Annotated in this window: 9 protein-coding genes; 4 read left to right on the forward strand and 5 right to left on the reverse strand. The window is 43.7% G+C overall.

Annotated elements, in window-relative coordinates:
- Positions 1 to 136 precede the first annotated feature (136 nt).
- From IJI01_RS02405 to IJI01_RS02420, 4 genes are read left to right on the forward strand one after another with little or no spacing between them, the layout of a single operon-like run.
- Positions 137 to 943: a formyltransferase family protein gene (locus IJI01_RS02405; RefSeq protein ID WP_292185336.1), complete on the forward strand. Its 807-nt coding sequence runs from the start codon at positions 137 to 139 to the stop codon at positions 941 to 943.
- An 8-nt stretch (positions 944 to 951) separates the two neighbouring features.
- On the forward strand, positions 952 to 1,815 hold the full coding sequence (locus IJI01_RS02410) for a DUF2156 domain-containing protein (RefSeq protein WP_292185339.1): 864 nt from the start codon (positions 952 to 954) through the stop codon (positions 1,813 to 1,815).
- Positions 1,812 to 3,572: an MATE family efflux transporter gene (locus tag IJI01_RS02415; protein ID WP_292185342.1), complete on the forward strand. Its 1,761-nt coding sequence runs from the start codon at positions 1,812 to 1,814 to the stop codon at positions 3,570 to 3,572. The genes IJI01_RS02410 and IJI01_RS02415 overlap by 4 nt, the downstream gene beginning before the upstream one ends.
- Positions 3,569 to 5,248: a SpoIIE family protein phosphatase gene (locus IJI01_RS02420; RefSeq protein WP_292185345.1), complete on the forward strand. Its 1,680-nt coding sequence runs from the start codon at positions 3,569 to 3,571 to the stop codon at positions 5,246 to 5,248. Before IJI01_RS02415 ends, IJI01_RS02420 begins: the two co-directional genes overlap by 4 nt.
- Before the next feature lie 192 nt (positions 5,249 to 5,440).
- Here IJI01_RS02420 and IJI01_RS02425 read toward each other — a convergent pair whose 3' ends face one another.
- From IJI01_RS02425 to IJI01_RS02445, 5 genes are all read right to left on the reverse strand, one after another.
- The gene (locus IJI01_RS02425; RefSeq protein ID WP_330623013.1) at positions 5,441 to 6,544 is read right to left on the reverse strand and encodes a hypothetical protein; all 1,104 of its coding nucleotides are present in this window, start codon (positions 6,542 to 6,544) and stop codon (positions 5,441 to 5,443) included.
- A gap of 21 nt (positions 6,545 to 6,565) precedes the next feature.
- The gene (locus IJI01_RS02430; protein WP_292185348.1) at positions 6,566 to 8,422 is read right to left on the reverse strand and encodes a polysaccharide deacetylase family protein; all 1,857 of its coding nucleotides are present in this window, start codon (positions 8,420 to 8,422) and stop codon (positions 6,566 to 6,568) included.
- A gap of 12 nt (positions 8,423 to 8,434) precedes the next feature.
- Positions 8,435 to 10,297 (reverse strand): glycosyltransferase family 2 protein, encoded by a 1,863-nt coding sequence (locus IJI01_RS02435; RefSeq protein WP_292185351.1) that lies wholly within the window; start codon positions 10,295 to 10,297, stop codon positions 8,435 to 8,437.
- A gap of 15 nt (positions 10,298 to 10,312) precedes the next feature.
- Positions 10,313 to 13,423 carry a polysaccharide deacetylase family protein gene (locus IJI01_RS02440; RefSeq protein WP_292185353.1) on the reverse strand — a complete coding sequence of 1,037 codons (3,111 nt, stop codon included), beginning with the start codon at positions 13,421 to 13,423 and terminating at the stop codon, positions 10,313 to 10,315.
- Between the two features lie 383 nt (positions 13,424 to 13,806).
- The coding region (locus tag IJI01_RS02445; protein ID WP_292185356.1) for a tyrosine-type recombinase/integrase at positions 13,807 to 14,061 on the reverse strand (255 nt) is incomplete at its 5' end.

Raw genomic sequence — 14,061 nt, forward strand, 5'->3', positions numbered from 1 at the left:
CATAATTATAACATTAGCGATTATATTTAAACGCTTATGCGAAGATATTTTATATATAATTTATTTTTATATTATTATTTAATTATCTATAAATCGTTTTTTATGAGATTATATGAGTATGGGAGATTATTCAAAAATGAAAGTAGCTTATGTAGGAATCGACATATTATATCCGGTATTAACAAGCCTATATGATACAGGCTGTGACATACTCAAGATTTTCACATGCAAGACCGATAATGTTACAGAGTTTAATACTAAGACTATTGAATTCGCAAATAGTCACAACATACCTCTGCAAATTGAGAAAATAACTCAGGATGACTTGTATGATCTGGTTGCCCTGGGCTGTGAATTTGTGCTCTTTGGAGGGTATTACTACAGGATCCCTGTAATTGATGAGCTAAGAATCGTTAATACTCATCCAGCTCTTTTACCACTTGGTAGAGGAGCATGGCCAATGCCTCTAACTATACTAAAGGGGCTTACTGAAAGTGGCGTAACCATGCACAAGATGGTTCTTGCTCTTGATGAGGGTGACGTAATACTCCAAGAGAAAGTTCCCGTATTTCCTGATGATAACCTGATCACACTCACTGAAAGGCAGTGGTCAGTTATTCCAAAGATGGTAAATACGCTAGTTTCAGACTTTGATAATCTCTGGGACAGCGCCAAGCCTCAGGCTGGACAGGCCGAGTACTGGGAAATGCCCGAGGAAAGCGAGTATACAGTAACTGATAAAATGAACTTCGAACAGGCTGATCTGATACTCAGAGCATTTTTATCTTATGAATGCTTCTATATTAATACTGTTACAAATGAAAAATATGAAATGATAGGAGCCACAGCTCACAAGGGAAATGTCCCCGATAGTTTGCACAACACTCATGTCTTTCCGCTGGCAGATGGATATGTACTGTGTGACAGAGTAAGGAGTTTATAAGCTATTCTATGATCACAGCTGAAATATCTTTAGACCTAAAAGAAAAAATATCTGATATTTACAATCGATTTGGTTATAAGGACAGCGCCCATAGCTTTGAATCCATGTACATTTGGAGAGAGGAAATGGGTCTATCTTTCGTGTATTCAGATGATTTCTATTCTGTGCAGGAAGCTTCTAAAGGGCCTTATTCCTGGTTTTTCCCCGTTGGAAGCAAAGATTCCAAGATAGAATTCATAAGTGACCAGCTTGATAATGGTAATCTTCATTTTTATTATATGACTTCTGATGATGTTTCTTTTATTGAGAAGCATTTTCCAGACCAGTTCACTATACGTGAAGCTCCTGAGAGTAGCGAATATATCATGAGCAGGGACATAATGGAAAATCTTCCCGGTAGTTCTTTTTCCAAGGACAGAGGCCATATTAATAAGATGCTTCGAGAGCACACTTTTGAAACAAAGAGCATCCAATCTGTCCCCAAGTCAGTCATTTATGATATTTCTGCAGAATGGGATGCCAGCAAACATATATTTGAAAACCTTCCTGATAAAGCTGCCAACATCAGCGTTATCGAGCATCTGGATGTTCTGGATATAGAAGGAATTGTCCTATATATGGATGGTTCTCCCTGCGCTGTATGCGGTGGTTTTAAGATGAACAGCAACACTGTTGACTGTGTTATCCAGAAAACCTCACAAAAGCTACAGGGATTGACCTACTACCTCAGGCAGGAATATGCAAGATCACTTCCACCAGAAATACAGTTTTTGAATTGGGAAGAAGATTTAGGAATTGAAGGGCTTAGAAGAGCCAAACAGTTGATGCAGCCCGTAAACATGATAAATATGTACATTGGTGAATCCAAATGAAAAATATTCAAGGCATCTCTCCATTCTCTAAGCAAATGTTCATAAGACAGTACGTTCCAGTACTGATATCAGCTTTCGTATTTGCTCTTGCAGATATGGCAGATGCTCTTGTTGTTGGCAACAGGATGGGTGCCACAGGCCTTGGTGCTATCGCCTTCACGCTTCCTGTCTATATGTTTTACAACGTTATAATGCATTCCTTCGGCCTTGGAGGCGCTATCGACTTTTCCACCAAGATGACCGAGGGTAATGAAGAGCGTGCCAGAAGCTCTTTTCAGGGAGTTCTGGTAACACTTCTTGTTATCAGCACAGCAATCGTGATTATAGGCCACATAGGAATGAACGGGCTTTTGTTTATCCTCGGTGTTCCGACTTCATACCCGGAGCTATATGAAGCCTCCAAGACCTATCTTGGCATTATTCTTACAGCTGCACCTTTATTTTTCTTTGACTACAGCATTGGTTACTATCTTAGAAACGACGACTACGAAAAACAGTCCTCAATCGCTGCTGGAATTGGAAACATAGCAGATCTTCTCCTTAACATTATTCTTGTTCTTGTTTTCAACATGGGAGTTAGAGGTGCTGCTTATGCAACCTTTACCGGACTGGTTTTATCAAGCGCAGTGGAACTGTTCTTTATGCTACAAAAGACATCACACCTTAAGCTTACGCCCTTTAAACCTGACTTTTCGAATATCGTTTCAATATATAAGCTTGGCGTTGCCTCTTTTATCAGCTATTTGTACTCATTTGTCTTTATCCTTATCGGAAACAACGCAATGATAAGATTAGGTGGGGATGCAGGCGTCGCTGTATTTGATATTATAGGAAACCTGGGAAACTTAGGCTTTTACATCTTTAACGCAGCAGCTATGGCTACTCAGCCAATAATCAGCACCTATGAGGGCGAATGTAAATACGATGAATGCGACAGGGTTCAGACTCTTTCCTTTATCACAACTGCTGTTTCCGCAATTGCTCTGGCCGTTCTACTCAATATTTTTGCTCCTCAGGTATGCCAGTTGTTCGGACTACACGATCCGTCAATGATCGCATTTGGCAGTACTGCCATCAGGATATACTCAGCGAGCCTATTGTTTATAGGCTTTAATGTATCAATGTCCAACTACTATACATCAAGGAATATCCCAGCTCCTCCTTTTGTCACCTCTACCCTTCGAGGAGTGGTTATTCTCCTTCCAGTGACCTTCGCATGTATAGCACTTGGAAAAGATGCATTCTGGTTCACCTATGTAGTTACTGAAGCGGCCTCATTCGTATTAGTCTATATCTACCTTAAGATAAAGCCACCTAAGACTGCTCGTATAGCTGAAGAGAGAATTTACCACACTTCTCTTGGAAGCGATGCAGAGAAAATAGCTCCTACAGTAGAGCAGATAGAAGTTTTCTGCGAAAAATGGGATGCAGCTCCCAAGCAGCTATACTACATCCAGATGACAGTTGAGGAGGTTTGTTCAGCCATCATTGTAAATGGCTTCCAGAAATCTGGAAGAAATGCTTCAAACCTCATTGAGCTTACAGTAGTAGCGCAGGAAAACGAAGATTTGTCACTACACATCAGGGATAACGCAACTTCTTTTAATCCTTTTGGAATGAGTAAGAAATCTCTTTTCGAAATAGAGAATAAAGACAGCGACTTCAACGCTCTTGGAATGGATATTATAAAGAAAAAAGCTAAATCTTTTTACTATAGAAGGTATCAGGGATTCAATACAATGGTGGTGAAGATATGAAAAAGAAAACCAATAAGACCAGAAGATTATCCATTAGTTCAAAAATAGCATTAGGTATAGCCGTTACGCTCCTTGGCCTTGTGGCTATCCTGGAGTTTATTACCTATGCTGCTTTTAACAAATCAATGGACCAGGAGTACCAAAACAATGCCATGAGCCTTGCGAAGTCAGTCAGTCTGACTCTTGATAAATCCTCAACCATTGCGCTTATAAATGAGGTAATGAACATTTATAATTCGGTAGAGAATAAGGTGGGTACGCAGAATGCGGGCAGCGATGAATACAACGAATATATTGCGAACTTCCAGTCTATTGAACAGAGTCCTAATTATTATCGCTTCTCAGAGCATCTAAATGACATAAGGCAGTGTTACCTTGCTGAGTCACTGTATATCATCTGCATCGATGCGGTTAACAAAAAATCTGTCTATATAGTTGATGGTTCTTCAGAACCTTGTCATCCTGGTGATTTTGATCCGTTATTTGAGATGAATTACGGAATCCTTGATAATCCAGAGGCTGGTTTCCCACCCTACACAACCATTACCCCAGAGTATGGATGGCTGGTTTCAGCCGGCGCTCCTTTTTATGATGAAGAAGGAAATGTTGTAGCATATATCTTCGTTGACTTAAACGAAAGTGCAGTAAAAAAGGTCATAAACAAATTTATTTTTGCCTTCATAGTTCTGGGCCTTGTAATTGCTGTGTTTGTTTGCCTGATCTACCTTGCAGTTGTTAAAAGAAATCTTATCAGGCCAATCAACAAACTCTCTGATGCTGCTCTTTCTTATAATGAAAATGCCGAGGGCGAAGTATTTGCTAATCTGAAAATAAGAACGGGAGACGAAATAGAGAATCTTGCTTCTGCCATGAAACGTATGGAGCAGGATATCAAGGAATATATTGCCAACATTACCAGTATCACAGCTGAAAGAGAAAGAATCGGCGCAGAACTCAACGTAGCAACACAGATTCAGTCAGACATGCTGCCCAAGATTTTCCCTAAGTTTGCTGACAAGAAGGAATATGAAGTCTTTGCATCCATGAACCCCGCAAAAGAGGTTGGTGGAGACTTCTATGATGTATTTGAAATAGATGAGACGCACCTTGGACTTGTTGTAGCCGATGTATCTGGAAAGGGCGTTCCTGCTGCCCTGTTCATGGTCATTGCCAAGACTCTTATCAAGAACCGCGCCATGGTCGGTGGTTCACCATCTGAGGTGCTGGAATACGCCAACGATCAACTCTGTGAAGGTAACGATGCTGGATTTTTTGTAACTGTCTGGCTCGCCATCGTCGACATTACTACAGGTAAAGGTGTTGCAGCCAATGCTGGTCATGAGCATCCGGCTATCCGAAGGAAAGATGGTCAGTTTGAGCTTTCCATCTACAAACACTCTATGGCTGTTGGCACCTTTGAAGGCCTCAAGTTCAAAGAGCATGAGTTTGAGCTAAACCATGGCGATACTTTGTTCTGCTACACAGATGGTGTCACAGAAGCTACTGATGCAGGTAATGAGCTCTTTGGTAACGACAGACTGATAAATGCCTTGAATACAGCTGATGACAGCACTGTTGAAAACCTCTGCAAGAGTGTCAAGAAGTCCATCGACGACTTCGTTGGCGAGGCTCCACAGTTTGATGACATCACAATGTTGGGCTTCAAGTTCTTCTAATAGTAGTATGATCAATTATTTATATAAAAACAGAAATCCGCATTAGCTACGGATTTCTGTTTTTTGTTGTCACCAATATCTTATGATCATGTGAATTGCATAACAATGAATGCAATAATAGCAAAGACCATCATTCCAGCAAAATCAAGAACTTCTTTGACAGCACCTGATGTATCTCAAATACCCAGTAACTTAAGTGTTTCCTCCAAGACGCCAGATGGATACTCTGTTTATTCCACCCTCACGAGCTGCCTGTATCCAGAGCTTTAAGGTCTCCTGGTCTGCGTACCACACCTGATGGGTAAGACCGCTTTCATCCGTGTAGCTAAACCACATCGCACCGCTAGCTGCATCTCTTTGCGCCTCGGCGTTCTTCTGCGACATTATGCCAACGGCATCTGCCTGTCCGATCTGCGCCACATTTCCGCCTGCTGCAAAATCAAAACCGCCTGTGGCAAGAGCAAGGTTCTTCCGGCCGGGAAGAGTGTTCATCTTGGCCGCCAGCTCTTTTATCCATGAAGGATTGGCCTTGGCGCCGGGCTCTGTTCCGTATCCGTGAAGGTTGTAGCACATCATCACGTACTCTGCGTTGGAAGGCCAGCTATAGTTCTGGAAAGGAGCCGATGGCTCGAAGACGACCCTAAGGGCAAGTCCCTCATTTGCAGCTGCCTGGGAAAGCTTTGTAACAAAACTGTTGAACAGCTGCCAGAGTGCATAGTCCTTTTTGATGGCCTCGTAGTCGATCTCAACTCCAGTGCATCCAAGACTCTTTGTAAGTGCGATCACATCAGCTACATGCTGGTTTGCAAGATCATCATTACCGATAAGGGCATACAAAAGGTTTGTATCCTTGAGGGAAGACCCCTTATCAAGTAGTTTGTCATTTACAAATGTAAGATAAATGTTCCTGTCCTTGAGAGTACCGTTTTTGCTTAGCTTATTGTACGTCTCGGTGGTATCCTCGGGAATGAAGGGCCTGTTATTGACATCATAGTAGGCAGCGAAAAAGCAGATGGTGTCCAGCTCATCGCCAATAGCCTTCAGCTCAGCATCAGCCGTGGCATAGTCCCAATAGGGATACCATACCGAAATATCTGAAGTGCCTGTAGTTTCTGTAGCTGTATGTATCTCTTCTGTTTTCATAGTATCGCCGGCCTGACTTGTGGCGCGGTGTTCACTCTCTACTATTGTGATGGTCTCTTTCTGGCTGCCGATATCACTGGTCTGACTTTCGCATGCTGTAAACATCATCGCCAGAGTGCAGAAGAGCAAAACACTTAAAAGCATTTTTCTCAAAATCCCAAACCCCCGTCCTTATCAAATATACTTGATGAACCAGTCCAGTACCGCGTCGTACGCATCTTTGATCATCTGCAGGATCTTCTTGATTCCGGTGAGTCTGTAGGAGTACAGCATGCTTCCGGTATCCGCATCCTTGATCTCAAGCTTTTCAAATACCCCGTCATAGACATCATCAGCAATGTTTCTCTGGCTATAACCATATTCCGTCCAGGCACTCTGAAGGTAAATTCCTCCTTCGCCTGAAGGCGCAACGCTGCGATTCTCCCAAACCGGGTTACCATCTATTTTAACAGTAATACTGTCTTTTCTCAAATCCACATCCAGCTTTCTCTTGCCCAGATCGCTGATCTTTATCTGCGGTCTGTACTCATCCGCTCCCTGTTCAACAGAAGTTGCGGGAAGCTGTGATGCCTCATGGGACATCCTGGAATACTCCGCAGACTGCTTGGCGCTTACAGCATACCTTGACAGTGCAGCATACTCTCCGGCGAGAGAGTCTCTTTTGTCCTCATCAACGGATACCTTGGGAGTTCCGTCAAAGTCATACAGGTCGACTTCCTCAAGGACTTCTCCGTCCTGCAAAAGATAAAGGACATTATTCATAAGCCTTACTTCTACGCATTTCGTAAGGTCGTCATTTGCACGCAAAAGAACTGACTGACAGCCCAGCTTGTTTCCTGTGAGCACGGTGCTGAGCTCAACGTTTGATGCGCTGTTTCCGAGGAGCTTTAATCGTCCCGTATCCTCAGGAAGTGATGTCAGGGCGATCCTCTCCTTATCCTTCTGATATTCCACCGAACCCTTTTCCAGGTTCCATTTCTCTTTTTGCGTTGCATCTCCAACAACAAATTTGATACTGCCCTTGTCCTCTTCGGACATATCATCCCAGATGCGCATGAGAAGGTGATTGGTGTACCAGTTCGCCTGGGGTTCCAGCCTGGTGAGATCATAAATGCTGCTTTCCCTGCTGTTCCTGGTGTAGCCCTCACGGTTAAAATTCATTGTGAATGTATTTGCAATGGCCTCTTCATTCACCTTGCTGACCTTGTCGTTTTCTCCGAACTTACCGGTATTTGAGTGAAGCAGGATATATGCTCCCGGAACCTTGCCAAAGCCTTCGGTGTAGGCATCACGCATAAGCTTATAATCACCGCTTATCCTCTCCTTCATCTGGCTTCCGGTCTCCACGGGCAGGTCATTTACATCTCTCAAAAAGTCCATGAGGTAGTGGTTATAGTCTCTGCCCAGATACTGGGACATGGCTGAATACTCTGCGCTGTTGAGCTCTCCGATAAACCTTCCGTATCTGTCAAAGACGTTTATGTAACTGAGTCTGTAGCCGTTACTTCCAATCTCCCAGAAGCTGTTGTTCTCCAGCTTTATAAGATCCTTGGGCATAAGGAAGAACGAATCAGTAGTCTCAAACTTCTCGGCATAGGTGAACATTGTGGCCTTGTAGTTGTACTCCTCCATTATCTTCTGAGCATAGATGGAAGTATCCTGACGGCCATCCTCGAACATCAGGAAAAGAGCCATATCCGGCAGCGGAGTACCGTTCTTATAATAGTTCTCGATATCATGCTGGGTTATGGTCACATAGCCGTTGTCCCTAAGGGCACTGAGCTGACTCTGTAATTTTTCTTCAGATATTCTTGATGGAGTGCTCTCTCTGTCTATACCAAAATAGGACAGCGCAATGAAGCCGTGGTCCTCTCCGGATACGACCTGTTTATCACTGCTTCCATAGGGCACATATTCTGAAAAGGTGAAAAGAGCCTTTGCGATCAGAACAAGCACCCATATTAAGACAGCCAGTTCAAGAATTGAACGGATCAGTTTTTTTACATCCTTTGATGATTCAAATTTGTACATAACTCTCTCCGCTTACTGCTTGTGATTCTTGTGATGCCGCTGCTTCTTTTCCTCTTTCTCTTTTGCCGCGGCTACATCACTGGGCGTCATTCTGGTACCCCATGTGGACTTCCAGAAAGTAACCCAGGCAATCGGCATCTGCCATAGCAGTACCAGTTCATAGTACAGACAGAACAGCATGCCGTATATCCAGGTTGAGCTCCTTCGCAATAGGAGCTGCGCCATACTCATCAGCATTGACATTAGCAACAGTCCCAAAAGGAATGCCGTCGGGAAAATATGCTTGGTAATGGGAACGTATACAAGGTTGTACAGTACAACTACAGGAGCTGCTATAGGAACAATAAGGCCCATATAGAAGGTTACCACTGCGAAAGGTTCTTTCTTCCACATGAAGGTTCCCGCTATCAGCGACTCTCTGAGCCAGGATCGCTTCCACCTCATCTGCTGCTTAAGGAATACGCTGTGCTTGTTAGGTACAATGGTCGAGCACACTGCTGTATCCTGGTAGAAAGTCCTGTGATGACGAAGGATGAAGTTGGTCATGGCTCTGTCATCTCCAAAGGTCGCCTTCTGTCCCAGGAATCTCTGGTTCATCCACTGATCTTTTTTGTCCAGAATAATTGACTTCCTGTAGCAGGCCAGAGGACCTGACAAGCATGACACTGTATCAAACACTGCCTCTGCAGCCTTCATGACACGGAAAGCAATGTAGTATCTTACCGCCTGCATCTTGGTCAGGGCGTTGGTGTAAGTGTTGGCAACATCGGTCCTTCCGGAAACGCCATAGATCTTGGGATCCTTGAAGGGCTGTACTATGTTGATGATGGCAAAGGGATCAAGGAAGCTGTCTGAATCTACAAACACCACCAGATCGTGCTTGGCCATTTCAGCTCCGCGCACGAGAGCATCTCTTTTACCTGCATTCTTCTCCTGTACGTAATACGAAAGTCTGTCCTCAACTTCGTATCTCTCATAGGATTCCTCTTTGAGCTTGGCGATAGTCTCTTTTATCTTGTCAACAGAATGGTCTGTGGAGCAGTCATCTATGACTATTACTTGCAGCTTATCCACAGGATACTCCTGGTTGACGCAGCTGATGATGGTTCTATCTATCCACTCCTCCTCGTTGAAGCAGGGCACCAGGATAGTTACCCCCGGTGTGTAGTCAGGATCGACCTTGACCGGTTTATAGAACACACCGAAGACATATCTGCTAAGGAGGAATACCGCAGTGATGATACTGTACAGATAAAGCATCTTGTTGAACTTAAAGTAAATGATGCTCTCTGCTCTCATCATCAGAATACATGCGATGGAGAATGCCAGCAGCAGTACCGCTGCGGTAAACATGTACCTGTCTTTGTTAGCGGCGGCATAGTTGTGAAGATGCTTGGTAAACGTTATGCCCAGAAGATATCTTCCATCATCAGTGGCAACACGTCTTACCACCTTGATCTTCTGAGTAACACGCATCTCATAGCCTTCAGGCATGCTTCCCGGCGTAACCCTGAAACGGGTCTTAAGCATTTCCACATCCTTAAGGGCGTTGTAGTCTTCCTCAGAAAGTGCCACCAGCATACCTGTATTGGAAATATCTACCGCTTTGCAGGTGACTTTTCTCTTTGGATCCTTCTTGGCAAAAGTCTTCAGCTCAACATCAAAGCCGGTGATATATCTGATCCCAGATTCCTTCTCGGCGATGTAGTCCTCGTAGCTGTGGATATGGCTTTGCTCATAGCCTCGTCTCTCAGCGTCCCCTCTTTCTTTGGTCTTGTCAGGAACATGGCAAAGGATTCGTCTGTCCTTCTTCTCAACCAGAAGGACATCCTCTATATTCTTTTTGCTCTTTTTTGCATTTTCAAAAAGGCCCATAGCTGTCCTCTACTATCAGTGAAGATAATCATCAAGTCTTGCAAACGTGTAACCCTGAGCTAGCCATTCAGGTATCATGATGTCCAGCGCTTCCGAAGTGTAAGTTGCATTCGCTGACATGTGCATGATAATAATGGTTCCATCCGTGATCTTCTCCATTCCATACCAGTGCTTACGGCCATTTCGCAGCTGATTCAGAAGATCATCAAGTGAGTTGGCAGCATAGTCTGCCGTACTGAAATTACCGGATACGATATAGCTGAATCCAACATCATATATCTGATACATTGCCAGTCTGCAGACACCCAGAGTCGGAGGTCTGTATATAGTCGAAAGAGCCGGCTTGCCATCGACAACTACGTCTGAACAGTATCTGCTCATGGTCTTGTAGCTCTTTATGATATCTGCCCTGAGTTCTATAGCTTCCTCGTCAGTGATGGATTCAAACTGGTATGTTCCGTCCTCGTTCTTAGATTCATGCCATCCCACAAAGTGGTTGTCTGTATGGGATCCGAGCATGTGGCCCGATACAGCGATGGCTCTGAGAAGATTCGGGTTGTTCTTGACATTGTTTGTTCTTACAAAGAAGTTTGCTTTGACATTGTATTTATCGAGAACATATAAAAGCTCGTTAATGTCTTTTTCATCGCCCCAGTCATCGAAGGTCAGGAACAATACCTTGCCCTGTCCGGTTTTACCGGTGGTGTCAAAACTCAGAATATCCTTGTCAGTAAATCCCGGCAGATAAGTAACGTCAGGGTTACCTACATATCTCGCCGCCATGTAGCTGTTCTGCTGCTCAGCACTTGCCATGCTTCCCATGACGATCTTGTCATCACTTATTATGTTAGATGCCTTTCTGGGCGAGTAGATATAGGATGAATGTGCCAGGGAACTTAAGGTCTTTACCTTATAGGATGTAGAGGGCTGCACATTTCCATAGGTGTCAGTATATGTAAGAGAGCGGATCTTGGAGGAAATGAACCTGCTGACGAGTTTGCCGCAAAGTGTGCCCTCGCTCTCATCCTCAAGATCTTTATCTGCGGTAAAGTAGTTCATGTTGAAGTACGCAATGCTTCCCCTGTGAGTTGTGATCTTTGAGCTTAAGCTGCTAAAGAACTTGATGTCCGTCTCGTCGACATATTGCGACTGAACCATTGAAAACTCATAGCCTGCCATTGTACATCCACAGGCAGATACAGCCTCTTTTGTCTCGTCCTTAAGATCTCCGTAGGGCTGGAAGACCAGATTAAAATCGTAGTCATATCTCCACTTCGCATACTCCTGAGCTCCCAGTATGCTCTCAGCCGCCTTAACAAAGGGATCTTCATCATCCTTAACTCTGTCAATGTAAGCAAGGCCTACTTCATGACCCGCATCGATGATACTCCGTATCAGCTCTCTGCATTCATGCATCTCATCTGATGTAACAAAGAACGTTCCCTTGTAGCCCCACTTCTTCAGTATTGCCAATATGTCATTTACTACTACCTTGTTGCTTACTCCGTAGAAGGTCATACTCATGGCCTTTTCAGAGGTGTATATAAAGTCCTTCTTTTCAGAGAGCTTTCCGTTGTTCTCTTCCCTGAGCTTGGCGATAAGCTCTTTGTCTATTTCCGGGATCATGTCCAGGCCTTCTATCACCCCCGTCACATCCACAACCTGCAGAGATGCCCTCTGAGCATCCCTGAGGAAATCCTTTACCTCCTGTAAGAAGTTCTGATCATCAGCATAAAAGCAGTTGATCTTACCTTTTTCAGCCTTCATGGGCTTCACCGGATCAACAACAGAAAGTCCGGCTGCTGCGCAGGCTTTCAGCGCATTGTCATCCATCTTTCCTGATGGCATGTAATATTTTGGTTTTAGAGACAGAATGGTCTGTAAGGATCTTACTCCAAGCGATATCTCATCGTAGTCTGTGTAGACATCCTTACCACTGAGATCCATAGCGCTCTTTCCTCTTGTGGCAAAAGAGAATCCGGCTTCCGCCAACATATTGGCACTGTCCCAGCATTTTTCTATATCATCGGCGGATACGAAGAATGTCGCTTTGGCTTCACTGTTTGTGAGAGCAGTCCTTAGCTCCTCAGCTGTTTCGACATCTTCCGGAAGTCCGGCAAAAGAGAGGCCAACAATATTCTCCATGGTCTCAATGCTCTCATATACATCCGCTTTTAAACTGTTGTTATCAGCAAGGAGAAACTCCACATACTCCTTACTGCTCATAGCCTTGAATTTATCCAGGCCTGTTGATACATAGCTCTCTGAAGAGAGGGCCTGAAGGAGCCATGACAGGGTCGTGATCGTCTGGTCAACTTCTTCTGCGCCTTCCTGCGCATCAGTTGTAGCCTGAATATCAAGAGCAGGCTTTTTGAATTCCGTCTTTGGTTCAAGTTCTACTGCATCAATATATCCGGCAAGCTTGTATACTACTATCTTTCCGGGTGTGAGCTTAGTCACATACTCCTGTGCCTTTTCAGTGTTTGCAAAGCTCTTGCCGTTTAAATAGCTTCCCGGGCTTGGAGTAACTATCGTTGTATATCCGCTGGCAGTTACAGCCCTGCAGATTGAATCAGTGTAATATGTGCTGTTCAGCATAAGCCTTGCAGGCGGAAGATCCATGAGAGTCGTGAATACTTTTCTGGAGGCAGTAAGATCGTAGATCAGGTCTTCATCACTCATCTGCTCCATGTTGAGGCTTCCGTTAAGACCGTTCACGATGACTTCATGTCCCTTTTCACTAATGAGCTTTAGCATCTCATCGTCTTCAGCAGCATCCATCGCTGTCACGGCAAAGCCTGCTTTGAATTTATACTTATCAAGCAGCTCAAGAGCCTGCTCCACCAGCTGCCTGTCAGAAGTTCCCTGGATAATAAGAGCAATCTTTTTGTCTCCAAGAGTCTTATCGTCACGGATCATAGGCGCAGCTTCGCACCCCTTGTTGTATTTATCAAGAGCGCTTTCATACTCTTCAGATGCATCATAGGATATTCTGTTAAATGAATTGATATCTACCGTTTCTTCGGGAGCAGAAACAGAACCTGCAGGAGTGCAGGAAGAAGTGCCAAGCAGCACAAAAGATATGCTAAGAACACAGGCGAGTGTTCTAACAAGTTTGTTCTTCATAATCTTACCCTCAATAATGTCGTATTAAGTGTCACAGTAAGAGTTTGTATATCGATAATTATAACACTTAGAAACGATAATAACGGGGGGATTTATGTAATTTTTATGATGTTTTTTAAATATTAAAAAAGACGTTTCTCAGATTTCTCTAGAAACGTCTTCATTAAATCTTATTCAGTACTGATTACTCAGCTACGTAAGGCATAAGAGCCAGGACTCTTACTTCAAACACCCTTATCGGGTATTATCGGTAATTATCAGTAAACCACCGATATTCGTCCTTTTCTCATTCAGGTATTATTAGTAATTATTGGTAACAAAAACTGTGTCAGTTTTATGTCCTTTACCGATTTTATATGTCTTTATAACATGGAGGCCTCTTTCTATAATTCCTTCCACTTAGCAGATAAGTTCCGCATAGCCTCCTGATTTTTAGTTCCTGTGGCTTCAGCATATACATCCAGTGTAGTACGAACGCTCTTATGCCCCATCACAGACTGAACAACTTTTACATTTGACTCATTCTCGCAAAATCTTGTACAAAAGGTATGTCTCAGATGATGTACTGAAAAGTTTGGGAGAAGCAACGGCTTTCTCTTTTCCTTTGCAGCCTTGACTTCCTCTTCCATATTATAGGA

Origin of the sequence: Butyrivibrio sp. (genome assembly GCF_017433805.1) — a bacterium.
Classification (GTDB): domain Bacteria; phylum Bacillota; class Clostridia; order Lachnospirales; family Lachnospiraceae; genus Butyrivibrio.

Excerpts from the sequence above, each read along its gene's own strand:
- IJI01_RS02440 (WP_292185353.1), bottom strand. The coding sequence starts at position 13,423 with ATGAAGAACAAACTTGTTAGAACACTCGCCTGTGTTCTTAGCATATCT.
- IJI01_RS02420 (WP_292185345.1), top strand. The coding sequence starts at position 3,569 with ATGAAAAAGAAAACCAATAAGACCAGAAGATTATCCATTAGTTCAAAA.
- IJI01_RS02415 (WP_292185342.1), top strand. The coding sequence starts at position 1,812 with ATGAAAAATATTCAAGGCATCTCTCCATTCTCTAAGCAAATGTTCATA.
- IJI01_RS02410 (WP_292185339.1), top strand. The coding sequence starts at position 952 with ATGATCACAGCTGAAATATCTTTAGACCTAAAAGAAAAAATATCTGAT.
- IJI01_RS02405 (WP_292185336.1), top strand. The coding sequence starts at position 137 with ATGAAAGTAGCTTATGTAGGAATCGACATATTATATCCGGTATTAACA.
- IJI01_RS02435 (WP_292185351.1), bottom strand. The coding sequence starts at position 10,297 with ATGGGCCTTTTTGAAAATGCAAAAAAGAGCAAAAAGAATATAGAGGAT.
- IJI01_RS02430 (WP_292185348.1), bottom strand. The coding sequence starts at position 8,422 with ATGTACAAATTTGAATCATCAAAGGATGTAAAAAAACTGATCCGTTCA.